The organism is Candidatus Paceibacterota bacterium (assembly GCA_035404205.1).
Taxonomy (GTDB): Bacteria; Patescibacteriota; Minisyncoccia; order UBA6257; family JAVHQB01; genus JAVHQB01.
The window spans coordinates 82,309-101,877 of the sequence record DAONGQ010000001.1 but is presented as its reverse complement, the minus strand read 5'-3'; the positions used below and the strand labels follow the sequence as shown (position 1 = coordinate 101,877).

Here is a 19,569-nt window from a genome sequence, read left to right as displayed (position 1 = left end):
TGCCGATTATTAGCTTCCATTATCGCGGATGCGCGAGAACTGAATGGGAAAGAAATGGATGTTTGGGCTAGAGATTTTGATTCTTGGGATATCTGCGACCTTACCTGCATGAATGTTTTTCGTTATCATCCCCTGGCGTTGCAAAAATGTTTGGCTTGGTCAAGGGAAGAGCGCGAATATTATAAAAGGGCTAGTTTTGCCCTTATGGCAGCGCTAGCTTCTGACAAGAAAAATAAAATTTCCAATGAAGAATTCGAAAAATTCTTTCCCTTGTTGGTGAAGAATGCTAATGATGAGAGAAATTATGTTAAAAAAGCGGTCAGTTGGGCCTTAAGGCAAATAGGCAAACGCAATGAATCGCTTCGTCAAGAGGCGATGGCAGTGGCGGCGTCAATAATAAAATTAAATACTCCTTCGGCAAGGTTTATTGGGGGAGACGCTTTGCGAGAATTAAGGTCTAAAGGGCAAATAAAGTAATGGTAAACAAAACTATAATTAAAGAGCTCCCTAAGGGTCCTGGGGTTTATCGATTTATCTCTAACAAAGGAGTGGTTTTATATGTAGGCAAAGCGACTTCTTTAAAGCAAAGAGTTTCGCACTATTTTGATAAAGGGCTGGAACCGCGTATTCAGGAAATGGTAAACGCAGCCAGCGATGTAAAAATAATTCAAACTGATACGGTATTAGAGGCTTTAATTTTAGAGGCGAATTTAATTAAAAAATATTGGCCTAAATATAATATCAAGGACAGGGATGACCGTTCCTTTATCTATATTGCCATACCCAGAGGAGATTTCCCCAAGCCTATTATTGGCAGAGAAAGAGAATTAAAGACTCTCGCGCCCCAGGGGCAAATCTTTGGCCCTTATCAAGGGATAAGAACAGTCAGAGAGGCTTTAAAAATTATTCGCCGGGTATTTCCTTATAGCACTTGTCAACCCAATTCTGGCAAACCATGTTTTGATTATCAAATCGGTTTATGCCCTGGTTTATGCATAGGCAAGATTAGCAAAAAAGATTATAATAAAAATATAAAAAATATTGTTTTATTGCTGAAAGGGGGAAAAACTAAACTATTAGATAAACTGGAAAGAGAAAACCCGGAAAAAGCCCAAGCCCTCAAACATCTCCAAGATGTGGCGCTTATTCATGACGACAGTTTATTGCCAACTGCAATGTATCAGGAGGAAAGAATAGAGGGATACGATATTTCTCATTTAACGGGCAAGGAAACATACGGGTCAATGGTGGTTTTTAGAAATGGCGAGGCAGATAATCGCGAATATCGTTTATTTAAAGTGAAAAATGCTCCCGCTAGCGATGATTTGAGAGCGTTAGCAGAAGTGGTATCTAGAAGGCTAAATCATCCAGAATGGCCCTATCCCGTTTTGTTTCTTATTGATGGCGGTCGGCCGCAGATACAGTTCTTGGAAAAATTATTTAAACTTAAAAAGGTAAAAATTCCTTTAGTTGGTTTATCCAAATATGGCGGAGATAAATTGGTTTTCGGGAATAATCTGTCCAAAGCTTTAAAAGAAAATTTGGCTAGTCAGAAGCAACTATTAGAGAGGGTAAGAGATGAAGCCCACCGATTCGCTAATAAAGGACGCAGGCACAGTCGCCAAAGCCAGTGGAAATTATTTTAAATTATGAATAAATATCAGCGCTTTAATTTGCCGGAGGAAGAAATTGATTACCATCTTTTTGGTCCAGGCGTTACTCGTGAAGAAATTGAGCTCTATACCCAGTCAAATCTGGAAGATTTTAAAGAAGCCGGGTTGAAAATAGTCAGATTAGTAACTGGCCAGGGTCTTCATTCGCCGCATGGCCCTATAATTCGTCCTATAGTTTTGGCCTACCTAGAGAAACTAGAAAAGCAGGGAGCCATTAAGAGTTATACTTACGAGAAATCATTTAATGGGCCCAATGAGGGCTCTATCATAGTGCGTCTCTAAATTATTTTATTCTATGGAGAATCAAATTCCGCAGCATATTGGCTTTGTTGTAGATGGCAATAGGCGTTGGGCAAAAACCAACGGCTTGTCTGTTAATGACGGCCATCGAGCTGGATGTGAAAATATAGAAACTATAGCCAGAGCCTGTTTTGCTTTAGGCATTCCCTCGGTTACTTTTTATGTTTTTTCTACCGAGAATTGGAATAGAAGCGCGCAAGAAGTTAATTTTCTTATGAATCTTTTTAAAAAAAGGATCGCCCAATATATTTTGAAGTTTAGCCAAGAAAATATTAAGATAAATATTATAGGCGAAAAAGATAGGCTCTCGCAACCGTTAAAAAATATCATTGCGCAAGCAAACAGAAAGACGCTCGTAACAATTAAGGGGAATTTAAATCTAGCTTTAAACTATGGCGGCCAGGCAGAAATAATTTCTATTTGCCGTAAATTAGTGCGAGAAGGGAAGGTTATTAGCAAGGCGGCCATAAATAGAAATTTATATTTGGCTAATCAGCCTCCGGTAGATTTAATTATAAGGACTTCTGGAGAAATGCGTTTGTCTGGCTTTCTTCTATGGCAATCAGCCTACGCAGAACTTTATTTTAGTAAAAAATATTGGCCAGAATTTAATACCGCCGATTTGCAATCTGCCCTGAAGGATTATTCTAGTAGGCAAAGAAGGTTTGGGAAATAAAAAATTGAAACAAAAAAGATCGGTAATCCATAGAACCGGTCTTCTAAATGAAAAAACATCAGCGCCCATTGTGTGACCAAGCCAGCTTACCCAGAGTGATGACAACCAGAGAACCCAGAAATAGGAGGTAGCTAGCTGCCAGGGTGTAAATGTTTAAAGGCTGGCCTAGTTTATGCTATATTAGAGAAACAATTACAGGAGGTAAAATATGCAAACCAACTTATTCGATTCAGTACCAGCAGAGAAAGATAGCGCTAAACCAGAAGCCTCTAACAGTCCCTCTTTTCCCTATAGAAAGGTGAGCCGAACCAAGATAGAGCTATACAAAGATTGTCCTCGTTGCTTTTATTTTGACCTTAAATTAGGGATTGGCCGTCCGCCAGGTTTCCCCTTTACCTTAAATACGGCTGTTGATGCGCTCTTAAAAAAAGAGTTTGATATTCATAGGGTGAAGGGCACTCGACATCCCTTAATGGAGCAATATGGCATTAATGCTGTGCCCTTAAAAGATGCTCATCTGAAAGAATGGCAAGATAATTTTAAAGGCATAAGGTTTAAATACGAACCGGCTCATTTTGAAGTCTTTGGCGCTGTAGATGATATTTGGATCAATGCTCAAGGGGAGCTCATAGTAGTTGATTATAAAGCTACTAGCACTACCAAAAAAATTGATCTTGATGATGGACAAGAATATCACGAAGGTTATAAGCGCCAAATGGAGGTTTATCAGTGGCTTTTAAGGAGAAACGGCTATAAGGTTTCTGATACTGGCTATTTTGTATATTGTAATGGCCAGAAAGATAAAAAAGCTTTTGATGCTAAATTGGAATTTGCTATTGAGTTAATAGCCTATCAGGGCAATGATAATTGGGTAGAAAAAACATTAGTAGAAATGAGGCAGTGCTTGGAGAAGGACAGCCCTCCTCCGCAAAATCCCGAATGTGAGTTTTGCAACTATATTAAGCAGGTCAAAGAAGTTTCCTAATATGTTATTTACTATAATTATTTTGAGCCTGACCCAAGGGGTAACAGAGCTTTTACCAATTTCTTCGTCTGCCCATTTAATGGTGATACCGTGGCTTTTTAAATTAAATGACCCTGGGCTAGCTTTTGATGTCGCCCTTCATTTGGGAACATTGTTAGCTCTGGTGATTTACTTCTTTAAAGATTGGGTCCAAATTATTTGGCTTGGGATTAATCCTAAAGCTAAGGGCGTTGTTGGCAGCCCTTATGACCACAAGACCCTTTGGTTGCTGGTGATAGCCACTTTGCCAGCAGTGATGGTTGGATTAATCTTCGGCGATAAATTGGCAAATTTTTTGAGACAGCCCCTTATTACCGCTGGTAGTTTAATTGTTTTTGGTCTTCTTCTATGGGAAGCCGATAGGTATTCTAAAAAAACAGTGGCATTGAATAATATGACAAACCGAGACGCCCTCTTTATAGGAGCGGCCCAAGTTTTGGCATTAGTGCCTGGGGTGTCCCGGTCAGGTGCGACTATGACGGCGGCTTTGAAAAGAAATTTTACCAAAGAAATGGCAGCGCGTTTTTCCCTTTTGTTGTCCATGCCCGCTGTTTTAGGAGCAACTGCCCTGGAGATAAAAAATATAATGAATATTCCCTTAAGCGTCTTAGCACTAGCCATTGGTATCACGGCCATTGTTAGCTACCTGGTTATTAAATTTCTAATGGCTAAAATTAATAAAATAGGCTATAAGGGTTTTGCTATATACAGGATAGTTTTGGCTTTAATTATTATTTTGACTTATTGCTGGCGGATTAGATAGTCAATGATTGCCCTATTTATCAAGGAGGTATCCCGGAAATAAAAATATGCAAAATGAAGCAGACAAAGAAAACTCTGAAAGCAAAAACTAAAGCAAAGCAATTATTACCTTGGTATAAAATAAAAAGAAATCGATTGCCAATAATTGGCTTGGCTCCTATGGCAGGAGTTTCTGACGAACCATTCAGATTGGTAGTAGCCAAATATGGCAAGCCGAGTTTTATTTTCACGGCTTTTATTTGGCCAGAGGCTATTTTATCTATGTCGCCAGAGGCCTTAGAAAATATTACCTATGCCAAAGAGGAAAAACCTATTATTGCGCAAATTGTAGGCAGCAACCCAGAACTATTCTATAAAATTACTCCTATTTTATGTGAATTAGGTTTTGATGGCATAGACATTAATATGGGTTGTCCTGATAAGCATATTTTAGCCCGAGGCGCTGGAGCGGCGTTAATAAAAAATCCTATTTTGGCAAAACAATTAGCAGGGGCAGTAAAACAAAGCATTCGTGATTGGGCGCAGGGAAAATCGCTAGAAGACTATGGTTACACTGCAGAGGAAATAAGGTTTTGGAAAGGGCGCAAGCAGGCATTACATTTGAAACTCCCAAAGAAAAGAAATCTCATTCCCGTCTCCTTGAAAACAAGAATTGGCTATACGACTATAGATTTAAAGTGGCTACAATTTATAATTAATGAAATAAAGCCAGAGGTTCTTTCGTTGCACGTGAGAACTCTGAAAGAAAATAGGAGGGGGAAGGGGCATTGGGAAATTATGGATAAAATAATGCCTTTAGCTAAAAAGAATCGCGTAGCACTTTTGGGAAATGGCGGCATTATTAGCTACGATGAGGCAATCAGTCTGATCAAAAAATACAATCTAGACGGCATTATGATAGCTCAAGGGGCCTTGGGAAATCCCTGGCTCTTTAAAAACGAAAATCCTACTCCTAGAGTCAAGTTAAAAGTAGCCCTAGAACAAGCCAAGATATACAAGAAAATGTATGGTGAAAAAAGGTTTTTTACCCTGCGCAAGCATCTTTTATGGTATACTAGTGGATTGAAGAACTCCAAAAACTTAAGAAAACAGCTCGGACAGGTGAACACCTATAATGATTGCCAGGCAATAATTGCCAAATACTTAAAGGATGGCACATATTAATTTTAATTTTCAAATAACATCCAAAAATTATCGTTTAAACATTTAGGCATTTGGGTTTGACTTAAAATTTGAAATCTAGTATTTAAGATTATTTGTTTGTTTTTATATTTTAGCTTCTGATGGCACGAACTTCATAACTTTAAAAACTTTATAAACTTAATTAGCATATGTATTCCTTTGCTGCAAGAAAAGTAGGACTGGCCTTGGGTAGTGGTAGCGCGCGTGGCTTGGCTCATATTGGAGTGATTAAAGTCCTAGTAGAGAATAATATTCCTATCGATTATATCGCTGGCTGTAGCATAGGGTCTATTATAGGCGCTCTTTATGCGGCAAAAAAGGATATTACTTATATCGAGAATTTAGTCTACGGCCTAAGCAAGAAACAAGCTATTAGTCTATTAGATATGGAAGCAAGGCATGGCTTTATTAAGGGAGAAAAAATAGAAAAATATTTGTTAGATATTATCGGTACAGATAATTTTTATGATTTAAAAATTCCTTTTGCTGCAGTTGCAGCTGATTTAAGAACTGCCAAACCAGTTGTTTTTAGAGACGGCAGCCTTATGAAGGCGGTGCGTTCCAGCATTTCTATTCCCGTAGCTTTTAAGCCGGTAGAATACGAGGGGAAATTGTTAACTGATGGGGGTACGGCTATGCCAGTACCGGCCACAGTGGTGCGGTCTATGGGGGCGGGTTTGGTTATCGCCGTGGATTTAAATGCTGATTATGAGTCAGTCCACAGCCAGAATAAGTTTAAAATTAGTGATATGGCAAATGTAACTGCTGACCTCATGAGCGCAAACTTGGCAGCTTACAATGACGTGCTCGCCGATGTAGTGCTCAAACCTAAGGTAGGCAAAGTAGCTTGGGGCGACATATTTAAACCGACGGGAGCTATCTTGGAGGGGGAAAGAGTGATGAGGGAGGCTTTACCCCAAGTGGATAGATTTTTACGCAATAGCCTTTGGATATAATATGCTTATTGATGAAATAAAAATAACAGTTAAGGCTGGTGATGGGGGTGACGGGAAAGTTGCTTTTAATCGCAATATTATGTCTCTAGGCCCCACGGGCGCTAGCGGTGGCAATGGTGGTAATGTTTATGTAGAAGGAGTTTCCGATATGAGTGTTCTGGAAAGACTGCGCTTTACTAAAATAATTAAAGCCGAAAATGGCGGTAACGGGCAGGAACAATTTAGAGATGGTCATACAGGGAAAGAGGCAATCATCTTAGTGCCAGCTGGGACCATAGTAACTAACCTTAACACTGGGGCTGTTTATGATATTTTGCAAATAGGGGACAAGGTCATGATTGCTCAGGGAGGGCATGGAGGCAAGGGAAATTTTCTTTTTAGGTCTTCTAAAAATACTTCGCCAAAACAATTTCAAAAGGGCTTACTGGGAGAAAAAGCCGATTTTCATTTAGAATTGAAATTAATTGCCGACATAGGGCTTATTGGTTTACCCAGCGTCGGAAAGTCTAGTTTGCTCAATAATTTAACTCGGGCAAATGCAAAGGTGGCCAATTATCCTTTTACAACTTTAGAACCGAATTTAGGAGTATTCTATACAGCGGCTAACCGCCCTGTAATTATTGCTGATATCCCCGGATTGATAGAAGGCGCTTCTCAGGGGAAGGGGCTCGGTGCTAAATTTCTGCGCCACATTGAGAGAACCAGGGTTCTCTGGCACCTGTTAAGCGTAGAATCAGACGACCTTATTAGAGATTATACTAAAATTAAAAAGGAGCTATTGGCTTATAATAAAGCTCTAGGGGAGAAGCCGGAAATAGTTATTTTTACTAAAATTGATTCTCAAGGCGAGGAAAATAATAAGAAAACACAGGAAGCCCAGAGTTATTTTAAAAAATTAGGCATAAAAACAATAGCTGTTTCTAACCTAACGGGAGAGGGCCTCGATATCATTAAAAATGAAGTGTTAGAAAAGTGGAAATAGTTTTGACAAAACAAGGAGAATCCTCTATATTAACTTTACGAAATTGTGATTTAAAATTTAGAATATAATTCTAAATAGTTGTGCCTTAGGGCCTTATTTCGTCTTGTCAGCCGAGGTAGCTCAGTGGTAGAGCGTATGCCTGAAGAGCATAGCGTCGAGTGTCCGATTCACTCCCTCGGCACAACGAACAAAATTTTAGAGAAATTTTTACGTTGTTGGAACGTAAAATTGTAAAACAATTTGTACGTTCCACAGGTCCCAACGAAACAAGCCATTTTGTTTGGCTCTTTTTAGTTGCGCGCTAGCGGGAAGATTTTTTCTCATTGAAAAAAAGAAGGCAAAATGCTATTGTGAGGGGGCTGATATAATGTTTTTGACGTTATTATATGAAAAATCTTAAAGATAAAGGCTTATTAATATTTGGAGGGGTTGTTATCGTCCTGATTGCGGGTTTATTAATTTATGCTCGAATACAATCGCAGCGCACCATTGCGATTCAGCCCAATGCTGATTTATTATTTTATTCTTCCGCCTGCCCTCATTGCATCAAAGTAGAAGATTTTTTGAAAGACAATAAAGCCGATACTAAAATGGTTTATCAAAAATTAGAGGTAGACTTTAGCCAATCAAACAAAGAGCTGCTATTGGCCAAGCAGAAAGCTTGCGGTTATACGGCCGAGAATAATTTAGGGGCTATCCCTTTTCTTTTTACTAAAAACGGTGTTTGTTTCTCTGGGGACGAAGAAATAATCAGCTATTTTAAAACCCAATTAGGTTTATAAAAAATTAAATAACTTTTAGTGACGATTAGCTTATCCGCCTCCGCCGGTTAGCGGATGACGGAGATTAGAGCGTCGCTCTTAAAGGGAGGGAAGGGATATAAACATAGGCCTGCTAAATAGTGTTTTCAATGGACGATTAGCTCAGTTGGTTAGAGCGCCTCGTTTACACCGAGGAGGTCGTGGGTTCGAATCCTGCATCGTCCACAACGTACAAAACGTTAATTCGCTTTGCGAATTGTGCGTTTTTACGTTGTAGGAACGTGAAATTACAAAGTAATTTATACGTTCCACTACACCGAGGAGGTCATGGGTTTGAATTCGGCGTTGTCTACAAAGACCAAGACACAATGTCCAATTTCTAATGACTAATGTCTAAACGGGAAACAGGGAGATAAAGTTTAGGGTTTAAACGAACTCGAATACGGTATACGGGGTGGCTAATGATTAATATCTAATGTCTAAATGCGCTTAAACAAGTTCAGGGAAAATAAAATTTAAACATAAATAAAAGGTCATTTATAAGTTTAAATAAAAATTATATGTCGGAACAAATTAATTTAAATAGAGAGGGTGGGGAGAGGGATTATGGACCGTTTTCCAACGACGGTAAGGACGACATCTCGCCAGGCATGAAGGCAGCTATAGAAGCGGCAACAAAACTCGAATTTCCTCCAAAGGATGATACCGCTAATCCCGAACAAGATGCGTCTAAACAATCGCAAGATTTGGCACCTGGTAATGAGAAGTAAAACATCAATTAAAAGCGCTTTAAGGGCGCTTTTAATATATCTGACCGGCGAGCGTAATACCAATAATGTTTTTTGCTCCGTTATTTTTCAGTACTTTAGCAGCTTCATTTAAAGTGGCGCCAGTGGTATAGACATCATCTATTAAAATAAAATTTTTTTTGGCAATGGCAGATGCACTGTTGATGGCGAAGGCTCCACTCATGTTCTGAGCTCTTTCTAGGGCAGAGCGGGTTAAGGCTTGGGGAAGATTGTTTTTTATTCTTAGAAGATTATTGGCCATAATCGGAAGAGTCGCAGAAATTGCAGGAGGAATGATTATTTCTGCCTGATTAAACCCCCTTTGTCTTAATTTTTGGGCGCTTAAGGGAATAGGAATAATAGTGTAGCGCTGCTCCGCCAAGAAATTTAGTTGCTGTTCAAAAATGGTTTTCATATAAATTTGAAAAACATTTTTTAAGGGAACAAGATTGTGGTACTTAAAATTTAAAATCAATTTTTGCATCAAGGGGTTTTGCCAATCAAACAGGCAGGCAATAGCGCGCAAGGGAAGAGTTTGATGGGTGTCGCATTGGAAGCCGCCATCAGGTAGGCGTTTTTTACATACGGGGCAATAAAAATTAAGATTGGGTACTAGCTGCTGGGCGCAATGGGGACACAAGGGGATGCGACTTTCCACAAAACAATGACACCCTAAGCATTGATTTGGTAAGAATAGGTTTAAACACCTTGAAGCGATATTCATTGTTTGCAATATTTGTGAAACCTTATTAAAATGAATGGTGACTTTATAGAATCGTTCTGCTCTTGCAGATATTATAACATTTGAATGTCATTCTTTAATAAAATTTTATCACCCAATCATTACGTGGGTATTGATATCGGTACCACTAGTATTAAGGTGGCAGAAATTGTGAAAACGGATGGCAATCTCTATTTGCGCTCTTATGGTATTTTAGAAAATTATGCGCATCTAGAAAGATTAAATGAATCAATCCAAACTAGCAGCTTTAAATTGGTGGAAGAGCCGACGGCTCAGCTTATTTCTACTCTCCTTCAGAAAACCAATATGCAACCGGATTACGTGAGCATGTCTGTGCCAGTTTTCGAATCCTTTGTTTCTCTCGTCAACTTGCCTAAAATGCCGGATAAGGAAATTGGTCAGGCTTTGGCTTACCAGGCCAAACAGTACATACCTTTGCCTCTGGCAGATACCATGCTTGAATGGGTGAATGTGGGCGCAGACGATAAAGGATTACAGGTTCTTTTAATTGCTGTGCCTAAAGAGGAAGTTGCTCGCTTGGTAAAAACTGCACAATTAGCAAAATTGAATTTGAATACTATCGAACTGGAGAGCATCAGCGCTGCAAGAATATTTTCCACTGCAATTAAAGAGCCCTATATGATTGTTGATTTAGGGGGACGCTTGACTTCATTTTCTGTGGTAGAAAACAGCAAGCTAAAATTTGTAGAGAATATAGATTTGGGCGGAGGAGACTTAACTCAAGTGATTTCCACGGGAATGAACATAGACCCTTTTAGAGCAGAGGAACTTAAAAGGACTTACGGCATTATAAATACCGATGGTGATGGCAGTGGCGTTTCTAGTCTTATGTTGCCAATTTTGGGCAATATAGCGGCTCAGACTATTAAGACGAAGAAATTATACGAGAGTAATCATAATATTAGTATTGGTACCGTAGTTTTGACCGGCGGGTCAGCTAATTTACCCGGAATCGTTGCTTATTTTGAGCACGAAATGCAGTGCAAAATGATAAAAGGGAATCCTTTCGAAATGGGGGTGATTAAATACGAAAGTAAGCTCGAGCCAGTGGTTAAAGATATTGGTTCTAGCCTTTCCATAGCCTGCGGTCTGTCTATGATGAAACTATCCTAACAGATTAAGAGTCAATTTTTTTTGCTTGATTTTGGTTGTTTATTTAGAGTATAATAAAGTATAGAATTGTATTAATTTTTATATGGATATCACTGGTATCAAGAAAGATGTTAGCTATACATTAAGCCACAAAGAGGCTAAGAGCACTTGGCCCAGCGGTTTGGTAGCGCTCAGCGTTATAATCTTAATACTAGCCGTGGTGGTAACGGTAGGGTTAAAGGCATGGAACAGCGTCCAAGAAAAAAACTTAACTGTCCTTAAGCAACAAAATGAGCAACTGAAAAGTTCTTTCTCTGGAAGCGAAGGGGACATTATTGCAACCGAAAAAACATTGAACAATATTACCGGCATCTTGAAGAAGCATTCAAATACCTCAAGACTGATGACTCTAATAGAAGCCAATACTAATACAGCCGTTTATTTTACCTTGCTTAATTGGGACCCGGATTCATTAATTCTAACATTAAGCGGAACAGCAGGGAGTTATTCCGCTGTTTCTCAACAGGTGCTTAATTTCCAACAAGCGTTGGTGGATGATAGCGGGCGATTGGCTTTTAACAAGGTAATTCTTAAGGAAGCTAAGGCGGCGAGCGCTACAGGGTATGATTTTAGTATGGAAATTAGCGTAAACAAAGACGTTCTTAATTTTTAATAACTATGCGCGAGAACACAAAACAAACTTTAGCCGTTACTGTTATCACTTTATGTTTGGCTGTATCGGTTTTTCTATTCTTAAGAGTTATTTCGCCTGAACGAGACCAACTGCAGACAACCATGAGCGATATAAAGCTGGCGGAGGCAGATAAAAGCGAATTAGAAAAATACAAAGTTTTAGCAGATAAACTAGCTAGTGAATCGGTCCAGATGGAAAACCAAATTAGCGATATCAAAGCGGTCTTACCATCTACGCCTCAAACGGCTGAAATTTTAGCTACTTTAGACATACTAGCCAAACAAAATGGTTTAGTATTGGATAAAATAGATTTTACTTTTAGCAATGCCGAACGTCAAAACAGTGAGCAAACCGCCAATGACTTGCCCGCACTTGTTAATGCCCAACTAACATTGAGAGGAAACTATTTAGGCTTCAAGACATTTTTACAAGAAATTGAGAGGGAGAAACGTTTATTAAACCTTTTTAGTCTAATTATTAATAACAAAACGCTGGCCGCGACTAGTATTGTGGTAACTAATAATAAACCCAAAATTGTAACTAATAATAATCTAGCGACAGTTTTGGAATACCAAGTTAGTTTAACTGCTTATTATCAATTATAGAATTATGAGTATTAATATCAATTCTGCCCCAACGAAAAAAAATAATTTATGGCTTTGGATTATTATCTTAGCCCTGCTTGTGGGAGGCGGAATGTTCTTCTTTCTTAAATCAGCGGTTAATCCCGAAATAGTCGCAACCAATGATATTCAAAAATTGTTGCCGAAAGGCACGGAAATTATTACTGACATTGACCTAAACGCCAAAATAAATGACATCTTTAATGAATATCCCTTTTTAAGCCAGTTAGTGAGCCATTTAGATAGCAATCAGTTCTCTAATAGTCAAAAGGGAAAGGCCAATCCTTTTGTTAAATAGCCCTCTGTTTTTGCGATGGATTTTAATTTTTTAAAATTTTTAGTTGAACGAAAAATAATCACGGCTGATAAAGCCTCTCTTTTAGAGAGCGAAATCAATGCTAATAGCAAAAATATTGAAGAAACGCTTTTAGCGCAAAAAATTCTTAATGAGGATGAGTTAGCAACGCTGAAGGGGCAGTATTTTGGTTTGCCAACCAAGACCTTTACTCCCCAAGAAACTATTCCTCAAGATATTCTTGCCCTAATTCCCGAAGATGCGGCGCGCAATTATAAAGTGATTTGTTTGGGCAAAGATAAAGTAGATTTATCGGTAGGGATGTTGCACCCCGAAGATATAAAAGCGCAAGAAGCTGTAAAATATATAGCCAAAAGGTTGCATTTAGGCATCAAAGTTTATATTGTTTCCCAAAGCGATTTAAAAAGGCTTTGGACCCAATATCAAACATTTGCTGAGGACCTCAGGAAAATCTTAACTAGTCTACAGCAAGATTTTAATCAAAAAGCTTTCAAAGATAAAACGCGATCAGTGGGTCAAGCTGTTAATTTAAATGCCCAAGGTGCCATTGCTGAGGAGGCTCCCATCATTAAATTATTATCGGCTGTCTTTACTTACGCAGTTCGTACGCGCGCTTCCGATATCCACATAGAACCGTTGCGAGACAAATTGCGTATTCGTTTAAGAGTAGATGGGAATCTAACCTCAAATATTTTTTTACCCTTGGAAATTCATTCGGCCATAGTTTCTAGAATTAAGGTAATGTCTAATTTAAAGATAGATGAGACAAGAGTTCCTCAAGATGGTCGCTTTCACACCTATATTGACGAGAAAGAAATCGATTATAGAGTCTCGACTTTTCCGACCGCTTTAGGAGAAAAAGTTGCCATTAGAGTTTTAGACCCCACGGTGGGATTAAAAAGTATTAAAGACTTAGGGGTAGAAGGGCATAATGCTACTATTTTGGCTAAGGCTCTAGCCAAACCATACGGTATGATTTTGATTACTGGGCCTACCGGTTCAGGTAAATCTACCACTCTATATGCTATGCTTCAGGAATTAAACAGAGACGGGGTAAACATAGTGAGCCTAGAAGACCCCGTAGAATATACCATTGAAGGAGTAAACCAATCACAAGTATTGCCAGAAATAGGCTATACTTTTGCTAATGGGCTGCGTTCAATTTTACGTCAGGACCCAGATGTCATTATGGTTGGTGAAATTAGAGACCCCGAGACGGCGGATTTAGCCATTCATGCTGCCCTAACTGGACATATAGTCCTGGCCACCCTGCACACCAACAACGCCGCAGGAGTGATTCCGAGGCTTCTTGACATGGGCGCAGAGTCATTCCTTCTGCCACCCTCTATAAGCTTAATGATTTCGCAGAGATTGGTTCGTCATTTATGCCCGGATTGCACAACGGAAGTTGCAGCTAATGAAATGCAAACTAAAATTATTGACGAAGCTCTTAACTCTCTGCCAACAGAGGTAAAAAACAATCTAAGTTATAAAAAACCTTACAAGCTTTATGCCTCTAAGGGCTGCCCAACCTGCAATTACAAAGGTTATTTGGGGAGAATAGGTATTTTTGAAGCTTTAGATATGTCTCCCGAGCTAAGTCAGATTATTTATAGGAAAGGAGATAATCAAGAAATAGAGGTTCAAGCTAAAAAGCAGGGGATGGTAACACTGCGTCAAGACGGTGTGCTTAAGGCTTTAAATGGACTAACGACCTTAGAGGAAGTTATTAAAACAACTGATTCTGAAAATTAATTTTAATTTTATGGAAGATTACCAACAACACTTAGCCAACTTGTTAATATTGGCTGGTCAACAAGGAGCCTCTGATATTCATTTTAGCGTGGGGAGGCGCCCTAGTCTTAGGGTGGATGGTAATTTAATTGAGATTGCTAAAGAACCTGTTTTAACGCCTGATTCTGTGGCGGCTTTGATTAGCGGACTGCTTACTCCAGAACAACAGGACCGCTTGATTAAAGAAAGAGAAATAGATTTTGCTTTTAATTACGAAGATAAGATGCGTTTCAGAGTAAACGTCTATTTTCAAAGAGGCTATTTGTCTGCTTCGTTACGTCTTATCCCGGCAGAAATCAGGAATTTAGAAACGCTAGGCTTACCGCCAGTTTTGCATGAGCTGACCAATTATAGCCAGGGATTCGTTTTGGTTGTTGGGCCAGCCGGACACGGAAAAACTACAACGGTGGCGGCCTTAATAGACGAGATTAATCATAAACGCATGGACCACGTTATTACCATTGAAGACCCTATTGAATATGTCTTCGTCCAAGACAGGTCTTTGGTAGACCAAAGAGAAGTTGGCTCCGATACTTTAAGTTTTCATAGAGGTTTAAAATCTATTTTACGCCAAGACCCTGATGTAATCATGATTGGCGAAATGAGAGATACCGAGTCAGTTTCAATTGCCTTAACAGCTGCAGAAACGGGTCATTTAGTATTTTCTACTTTGCATACTAATTCCGCTAGCCAAACCCTAGACAGAATTATAGACAGTTTTCCTTCGAGCCAACAAAATCAGGTAAGGTCTCAATTAGCTGCTTCTATAGTAGCCATAGTGTCCCAAAGATTAGTGCCCAAAATTAGCGGAGGGCGTGTGCCAGTTTGCGAGGTCATGTTAGCTAATTCGGCGGTAAAGAATCTCATTAGAGAAGGCAAGAATTACCAATTGGATTTAGTCATTGATACTAATGCCCAGGAAGGTATGATTTCCATGAACAGGTCTTTGTCTGATTTGGTTAAAAAGAAAATAATTTCTATGGAAAATGCGGAAATTTATTCTTTGAATCCAGGAGAATTAAGAATGATGCTTAACTAACCATATGATTTTCTATTATCAAGCTAGGGATAGTCAAGGGCAAATTCAAGCGGGTAAAATTGACGCTCAGTCTTTAGATTCAGCTATTTCTACCCTTCAGGGACATGATTTAACGGTTTTGAATTTAGAGCCCGAATCGCAAAGAAGTTTTTGGGAAGATCTTTTTGGCAAACGGAATAGAATTAATGGCCAGGAGCTGTCCTTATTCATGAGGCAATTTTCCACTCTGCTTCAAGCGCATGTTCCTTTAAGCGAGTCTCTTAAGTCTCTCATAGCCCAAACCTCTAGCCCGGCCATGAAGGATACCATTTATCAGTTGAATATAGATATAGACTCAGGACTGACTTTATCTCAGGCTATGGCTAGGAACGAAGGAGTTTTTTCCGAATTTTACATTCAGATGGTTAGGTCAGCAGAATTGTCGGGTAGACTGGAAGAAACACTGGGCTATTTGGCGGATTACGCTGACCATGAATACAAACTCAATGCTCGCGCCAAGAGCGCCCTAGTTTATCCTCTCTTTGTTTTAGGCACTTTTGTAGTGGTAGGTGCTTTTATTACCATTTCAATTGCACCGCAAATGTCTGGTATTTTTGGTGAGTTTGATGCTCAACCACCACTAGCGACCAGGATTCTTATGAATGCCGGGCATTTTTTGGCTAATTGGGGGATTATACTATTAGTTATTCTTATCGGTCTGGCTTGGGTTATTAAAAATTATTTATCTTCTGCTGAAGGGGAAAGGTTTAAAGGTTATTGGTTGTTAAAAGTCCCTATCCTAGGCAACATGTACAGGCAAATATTTTTGGCCCGTTTCGCCGAGACTTGCGGAACACTAGTAAGAGGAAGCATTCCTATCGTAACGGCTTTAGAAGTAGCCGGCGATTCTACCGGCAATTTCTTGTATAAGCAAGTGGGTCACGAATTGGCTGAAAAAGTTAAACAAGGCAAAAGTATTAGTCAAGCTATTGCGGATTATCCTATAGAATTTCCTGTCATGGTGTCGCAAATGGTAGCGGTGGGTGAACGCACAGGGCGAGTGGATGATTTGCTATTGAGAGCCTCAAAATACTATCAGGACGAAACAGAAAGGTCATTCGCCTCTCTCTTAGATATTTTTCAACCTGTTTTGATTATTATTCTCGGTATTTTTGTGGGCCTGCTGGTTTGGGCTATTCTTATGCCTATTTATCAATTGGCCAATACGGTGTAATATAAGTTTATAAAGTCTAAAGTTTACAAAGTTTGTAAATTAGAAAGACAAAAGAATTTACTAAAAAATTGGGATATGGAATTTGGGATATGGGGAAATCCTATGTAACTGGTCATAATTCCTATTTGTTAAATTCTTAAATAAAATGATGCATTTAATCAGTAGTTAATAATTAATAATTTAATAAATAATAAATAATTTATTATGAAAAAGAATCTAAAGGGTTTTACTTTGGTAGAAATGCTTATAGTCATTTCTATTATTGCTATTCTTTCGGGCGCTATTTTAGCCGGAATGGGTTCTTCTCGTTCCAAGGCCCGTAACGCTAGAGTCACTTCCGATGTGAATACACTTCAGCTTATTGTAGAAAATGCTTATGCCGATGGGAAATATCCTGCGGATGTTGCCGCAATAACTGGAACTGATGGTGTTAAAGCTGCCAATATTTTAAAAAATCCTAATATTACCTATTGTACTGATGGTTCCACTTATACTTCCTATAGAATTGCTGGGGTTTTGGAAGCCGGCAAGGACACTGACGAAACTATGAAAAGTAGTATCACAGGGGGCTGTAATGATAATTGTGGAACTGGAACTACATTTTGCGTAGGAGAATAAATAAAATAAATGTCTAATTTGTTTTGGCTTATTGCTAGCTTTGTTTTTGGTACTATCATAGGCAGTTTTGTAAATGTAGCGGTTCTAAGGGGAGAAAAAGATGAAAGCCTCAATGGCCGTTCCCATTGTATGACTTGCGGGCATACCCTGAGCCCTTGGGATTTGGTTCCCGTTTTTAGTTATTTATTTCTCAGAAGGAGATGCCGTTACTGCCATCAACCCATAAGCTCTTTTTATTTTTGGAATGAGCTCCTAATGGGAGGGGTTTTTGCGCTAATTACTGAGCGTATTTTGCGTTTTAGCTTCATTAGCATCATGTTTAGATATGCGTCCTTTGGAATCGGGGAGAAGGTCATGCTCTGCAGCCAAATTGCCTTCTGGCTGGCTTTCTTCAGCGCCTTAGTGGCTATTGCTATTTTTGATTTAAGAAACTATCTTATTCCAGATACATTTCTCTATGTGGCTTCCGGTATTTTGGGGTTGAATTTAATCACAAAATTTATTCTCTCACTCAGCCGAACAAAGTGGCTCTATTTGCGTTCGGGATTAAAATTTCTAGGTGTTAATGAAGCGGTATTTTTTGCCGGTAACGAATGGTTAGGTATTCTTATAGGGGCAGTAATTGGTTTTGTTGTTTTGGGGCTTTTAGCTTACGGTTCACACGGAAAAGCGATGGGTTATGGCGATCCCATTTTGGGGTTGCTTTTGGGGGCAGCTTTTGGTCCGGTGGGTATAGTCTTAGTTTTAACTATAGCCTTTCTTTTAGGAGGAATTATAGGCACGATACTTATTTTCTTTAAAAGGAAGGGCTTTCAGAGCTTTTTGCCCTTTGCCCCCTTTTTGGCAGCGAGCAGTTTGTTGGTTTTTATTGCCGGGGATTATATTTTGACATTTTATGTTAAAATATTCGGGTTAATAGCGTAATCGAATATTTTGATATTTTCGCTATGCTAGGAGCTAACAGACAACTGTATAGGCAGCCTGATGCGCGAAAACGCGCCGGTTTTACGTTAGTGGAGCTTTTAGTGACTATGTCTATGATGGCTATAGTAACTGCCAGTATTTTTGGTTATTCTCGTAACAATGAAAATCAAAATAATTTAAACAGGGCAGAACAAAGGCTGATGTTTGAAATAAGAAGGGCGGAAAATTTAGCTATGAACAATGCCAAGAATGTTAATGATACCTTAGAAGGTAAGTGGGTGCGATGGGGTATTCTGGTAAATAATGCCAATAGTTATGATATTGTTTCCCAAACGTGTGACTTAACCGCTATCCCTGGGGGAAGCGGGGATGACAAAGGGGCTTGCAGTATTCCTCATACGCCAGTTTCCCTAGAAACAATAAAATTGCCAACGGGAATGGTAATAAGCGCCAATACTCCAAGCCTTTATTTTCTAGCTCCTGAGCCTGTGGTTTATAAAGAATATGCTAAACTCGAGCTAAATACACCAATGGCTGATTTTCCCACCTTCATTTTGAAAAATAGTTTAAGTTCTAATGAACCAGCCAATACTCGAACTATAAGAGTGACGCCTATTGGACAAATTAATGGTGACTAATGAATAAAAAAACTTTCAATTCTCGAAATGGTTTTAGCCTCATAGAAGCCCTGATAGCAGTAGCCATTTTAGTGGTGGGTATTTTAAGCGCTTTCCTTCTACTTATAAGAACAACCGCGACAGTGCCTGCTATGCAGGCGCGCTTGACAGCTACCGGTTTGGCCCAAGAGGGTATAGAGGAAGTTAGGTCTTTGCGTGATGCCGATTTTATTCAAGGCAACATTTTTAAAACATTTTTGAATAATAAAGATTGCAGCCAAGCTAGTGGCGGATGCAATATAAGCATAAATGATAGTGGTACAGTCCAATTGCTTCAAGAAAGTGAAAAGCCATTGAAATTTGATGAGAATAAATATTTATACTCATATTATTCTGGTACGCCTAGTATTTTTTCGCGGCGAATTATAATTGATAGTGATGCTAGCCATAAAGATTATATAGAGGTTACGGTAACGGTGAAATACAATATTAAAGGTACTGCCCAAACAGTGGTAGCTAAAGATCGACTTTATAATTGGTTAAATCCTAACTCTTAAGATGCCTAAAAAATTGTTTTCCCAAAAATCAGGATTTACTTTAGTGGAATCTCTTGTATCAATCACTGTTTTTTTGGTGGTGGTAACAATGATTAGCTCCATCTATGTTAGTTTTATCAAGCAGGAAAGAAAACTTTATTCCTTCTTAAAAACGGAAAATAATATTCGCTTTGCTTTGGATTATATAGGCAGGGATATTCGCATGGCCCATGATT

General features: G+C 39.0%; 24 protein-coding genes and 2 tRNA genes. 25 read left to right on the top strand and 1 reads right to left on the bottom strand.

Annotation, left to right across the window (positions count from 1 at the left end):
- The 13 genes from PK547_00480 to PK547_00420 all read left to right on the top strand — a co-directional run.
- On the top strand, nucleotides 1-477 hold a 477-nt coding region (locus tag PK547_00480; GenBank protein ID HPR91204.1), incomplete at its 5' end, for a DNA alkylation repair protein.
- The gene (locus tag PK547_00475; protein HPR91203.1) at nucleotides 477-1,646 is read left to right on the top strand and encodes a GIY-YIG nuclease family protein; all 1,170 of its coding nucleotides are present in this window, start codon (nucleotides 477-479) and stop codon (nucleotides 1,644-1,646) included. The genes PK547_00480 and PK547_00475, both read left to right, overlap by 1 nt.
- Before the next feature lie 3 nt (nucleotides 1,647-1,649).
- Nucleotides 1,650-1,955: a Smr/MutS family protein gene (locus tag PK547_00470; protein HPR91202.1), complete on the top strand. Its 306-nt coding sequence runs from the start codon at nucleotides 1,650-1,652 to the stop codon at nucleotides 1,953-1,955.
- Nucleotides 1,956-1,968: 13 nt separating this feature from the next.
- Complete coding sequence (gene uppS, locus PK547_00465) at nucleotides 1,969-2,649, top strand: polyprenyl diphosphate synthase (GenBank protein ID HPR91201.1); 681 nt, start codon at nucleotides 1,969-1,971, stop codon at nucleotides 2,647-2,649.
- Nucleotides 2,650-2,857: 208 nt separating this feature from the next.
- A complete protein-coding gene (locus PK547_00460; protein HPR91200.1) occupies nucleotides 2,858-3,634 on the top strand; it encodes a PD-(D/E)XK nuclease family protein in 777 nt (258 codons plus the stop codon).
- Between the two features lies 1 nt (nucleotide 3,635).
- Nucleotides 3,636-4,436: an undecaprenyl-diphosphate phosphatase gene (locus tag PK547_00455; protein HPR91199.1), complete on the top strand. Its 801-nt coding sequence runs from the start codon at nucleotides 3,636-3,638 to the stop codon at nucleotides 4,434-4,436.
- A gap of 53 nt (nucleotides 4,437-4,489) precedes the next feature.
- Nucleotides 4,490-5,599, top strand: coding sequence for a tRNA-dihydrouridine synthase (locus PK547_00450; protein HPR91198.1), 1,110 nt, complete (start codon nucleotides 4,490-4,492; stop codon nucleotides 5,597-5,599).
- Nucleotides 5,600-5,766: 167 nt separating this feature from the next.
- A complete protein-coding gene (locus tag PK547_00445) occupies nucleotides 5,767-6,573 on the top strand; it encodes a patatin-like phospholipase family protein (protein HPR91197.1) in 807 nt (268 codons plus the stop codon).
- Nucleotide 6,574: 1 nt separating this feature from the next.
- A complete protein-coding gene (gene obgE, locus PK547_00440) occupies nucleotides 6,575-7,555 on the top strand; it encodes a GTPase ObgE (GenBank protein HPR91196.1) in 981 nt (326 codons plus the stop codon).
- Between the two features lie 109 nt (nucleotides 7,556-7,664).
- Nucleotides 7,665-7,736, top strand: a tRNA-Phe gene (locus tag PK547_00435).
- 205 nt (nucleotides 7,737-7,941) lie between these two features.
- Nucleotides 7,942-8,337, top strand: coding sequence for a hypothetical protein (locus PK547_00430; protein ID HPR91195.1), 396 nt, complete (start codon nucleotides 7,942-7,944; stop codon nucleotides 8,335-8,337).
- A gap of 130 nt (nucleotides 8,338-8,467) precedes the next feature.
- Nucleotides 8,468-8,541: transfer RNA gene (locus tag PK547_00425), tRNA-Val, on the top strand.
- A 335-nt stretch (nucleotides 8,542-8,876) separates the two neighbouring features.
- The gene (locus tag PK547_00420; GenBank protein ID HPR91194.1) at nucleotides 8,877-9,086 is read left to right on the top strand and encodes a hypothetical protein; all 210 of its coding nucleotides are present in this window, start codon (nucleotides 8,877-8,879) and stop codon (nucleotides 9,084-9,086) included.
- Between the two features lie 31 nt (nucleotides 9,087-9,117).
- On the opposite strand, the gene PK547_00415 is transcribed toward PK547_00420, so the two are convergent.
- Nucleotides 9,118-9,762, bottom strand: a complete 645-nt coding sequence (locus tag PK547_00415; protein HPR91193.1) for a phosphoribosyltransferase family protein — start codon at nucleotides 9,760-9,762, stop codon at nucleotides 9,118-9,120.
- A gap of 150 nt (nucleotides 9,763-9,912) precedes the next feature.
- Between PK547_00415 and pilM the strand changes: the two genes are divergently transcribed.
- The 12 genes from pilM to PK547_00355 form a co-directional block, all read left to right on the top strand.
- Nucleotides 9,913-10,980, top strand: coding sequence for a pilus assembly protein PilM (pilM, locus tag PK547_00410; GenBank protein HPR91192.1), 1,068 nt, complete (start codon nucleotides 9,913-9,915; stop codon nucleotides 10,978-10,980).
- 82 nt (nucleotides 10,981-11,062) lie between these two features.
- Nucleotides 11,063-11,632, top strand: a complete 570-nt coding sequence (locus tag PK547_00405; protein ID HPR91191.1) for a hypothetical protein — start codon at nucleotides 11,063-11,065, stop codon at nucleotides 11,630-11,632.
- A 5-nt stretch (nucleotides 11,633-11,637) separates the two neighbouring features.
- Nucleotides 11,638-12,258 (top strand): type 4a pilus biogenesis protein PilO, encoded by a 621-nt coding sequence (pilO, locus tag PK547_00400; GenBank protein ID HPR91190.1) that lies wholly within the window; start codon nucleotides 11,638-11,640, stop codon nucleotides 12,256-12,258.
- Between the two features lie 4 nt (nucleotides 12,259-12,262).
- Complete coding sequence (locus tag PK547_00395; protein HPR91189.1) at nucleotides 12,263-12,574, top strand: hypothetical protein; 312 nt, start codon at nucleotides 12,263-12,265, stop codon at nucleotides 12,572-12,574.
- 15 nt (nucleotides 12,575-12,589) lie between these two features.
- Nucleotides 12,590-14,347 carry a GspE/PulE family protein gene (locus PK547_00390; GenBank protein ID HPR91188.1) on the top strand — a complete coding sequence of 586 codons (1,758 nt, stop codon included), beginning with the start codon at nucleotides 12,590-12,592 and terminating at the stop codon, nucleotides 14,345-14,347.
- A gap of 10 nt (nucleotides 14,348-14,357) precedes the next feature.
- On the top strand, nucleotides 14,358-15,425 hold the full coding sequence (locus PK547_00385; protein HPR91187.1) for a PilT/PilU family type 4a pilus ATPase: 1,068 nt from the start codon (nucleotides 14,358-14,360) through the stop codon (nucleotides 15,423-15,425).
- A gap of 4 nt (nucleotides 15,426-15,429) precedes the next feature.
- Nucleotides 15,430-16,638: a type II secretion system F family protein gene (locus PK547_00380; protein HPR91186.1), complete on the top strand. Its 1,209-nt coding sequence runs from the start codon at nucleotides 15,430-15,432 to the stop codon at nucleotides 16,636-16,638.
- A gap of 204 nt (nucleotides 16,639-16,842) precedes the next feature.
- Entirely contained in the window at nucleotides 16,843-17,256 is a 414-nt protein-coding gene (locus PK547_00375; protein HPR91185.1) for a type II secretion system protein, read from the top strand.
- A gap of 9 nt (nucleotides 17,257-17,265) precedes the next feature.
- Nucleotides 17,266-18,180 (top strand): prepilin peptidase, encoded by a 915-nt coding sequence (locus PK547_00370; protein HPR91184.1) that lies wholly within the window; start codon nucleotides 17,266-17,268, stop codon nucleotides 18,178-18,180.
- 23 nt (nucleotides 18,181-18,203) lie between these two features.
- Entirely contained in the window at nucleotides 18,204-18,818 is a 615-nt protein-coding gene (locus PK547_00365) for a prepilin-type N-terminal cleavage/methylation domain-containing protein (protein ID HPR91183.1), read from the top strand.
- Entirely contained in the window at nucleotides 18,818-19,354 is a 537-nt protein-coding gene (locus tag PK547_00360) for a prepilin-type N-terminal cleavage/methylation domain-containing protein (protein HPR91182.1), read from the top strand. The genes PK547_00365 and PK547_00360 overlap by 1 nt, the downstream gene beginning before the upstream one ends.
- Nucleotide 19,355: 1 nt before the next feature.
- A partial coding sequence (locus tag PK547_00355; GenBank protein HPR91181.1) for a prepilin-type N-terminal cleavage/methylation domain-containing protein occupies nucleotides 19,356-19,569 on the top strand: 214 nt, incomplete at its 3' end.

Coding starts and splice junctions, on each gene's coding strand:
- PK547_00475 (HPR91203.1), top strand. CDS start 477: ATGGTAAACAAAACTATAATTAAAGAGCTCCCTAAGGGTCCTGGGGTT.
- PK547_00470 (HPR91202.1), top strand. CDS start 1,650: ATGAATAAATATCAGCGCTTTAATTTGCCGGAGGAAGAAATTGATTAC.
- uppS (HPR91201.1), top strand. CDS start 1,969: ATGGAGAATCAAATTCCGCAGCATATTGGCTTTGTTGTAGATGGCAAT.
- PK547_00460 (HPR91200.1), top strand. CDS start 2,858: ATGCAAACCAACTTATTCGATTCAGTACCAGCAGAGAAAGATAGCGCT.
- PK547_00455 (HPR91199.1), top strand. CDS start 3,636: ATGTTATTTACTATAATTATTTTGAGCCTGACCCAAGGGGTAACAGAG.
- PK547_00450 (HPR91198.1), top strand. CDS start 4,490: ATGAAGCAGACAAAGAAAACTCTGAAAGCAAAAACTAAAGCAAAGCAA.
- PK547_00445 (HPR91197.1), top strand. CDS start 5,767: ATGTATTCCTTTGCTGCAAGAAAAGTAGGACTGGCCTTGGGTAGTGGT.
- obgE (HPR91196.1), top strand. CDS start 6,575: ATGCTTATTGATGAAATAAAAATAACAGTTAAGGCTGGTGATGGGGGT.
- PK547_00430 (HPR91195.1), top strand. CDS start 7,942: ATGAAAAATCTTAAAGATAAAGGCTTATTAATATTTGGAGGGGTTGTT.
- PK547_00420 (HPR91194.1), top strand. CDS start 8,877: ATGTCGGAACAAATTAATTTAAATAGAGAGGGTGGGGAGAGGGATTAT.
- pilM (HPR91192.1), top strand. CDS start 9,913: ATGTCATTCTTTAATAAAATTTTATCACCCAATCATTACGTGGGTATT.
- PK547_00405 (HPR91191.1), top strand. CDS start 11,063: ATGGATATCACTGGTATCAAGAAAGATGTTAGCTATACATTAAGCCAC.
- pilO (HPR91190.1), top strand. CDS start 11,638: ATGCGCGAGAACACAAAACAAACTTTAGCCGTTACTGTTATCACTTTA.
- PK547_00395 (HPR91189.1), top strand. CDS start 12,263: ATGAGTATTAATATCAATTCTGCCCCAACGAAAAAAAATAATTTATGG.
- PK547_00390 (HPR91188.1), top strand. CDS start 12,590: ATGGATTTTAATTTTTTAAAATTTTTAGTTGAACGAAAAATAATCACG.
- PK547_00385 (HPR91187.1), top strand. CDS start 14,358: ATGGAAGATTACCAACAACACTTAGCCAACTTGTTAATATTGGCTGGT.
- PK547_00380 (HPR91186.1), top strand. CDS start 15,430: ATGATTTTCTATTATCAAGCTAGGGATAGTCAAGGGCAAATTCAAGCG.
- PK547_00375 (HPR91185.1), top strand. CDS start 16,843: ATGAAAAAGAATCTAAAGGGTTTTACTTTGGTAGAAATGCTTATAGTC.
- PK547_00370 (HPR91184.1), top strand. CDS start 17,266: ATGTCTAATTTGTTTTGGCTTATTGCTAGCTTTGTTTTTGGTACTATC.
- PK547_00365 (HPR91183.1), top strand. CDS start 18,204: ATGCTAGGAGCTAACAGACAACTGTATAGGCAGCCTGATGCGCGAAAA.
- PK547_00360 (HPR91182.1), top strand. CDS start 18,818: ATGAATAAAAAAACTTTCAATTCTCGAAATGGTTTTAGCCTCATAGAA.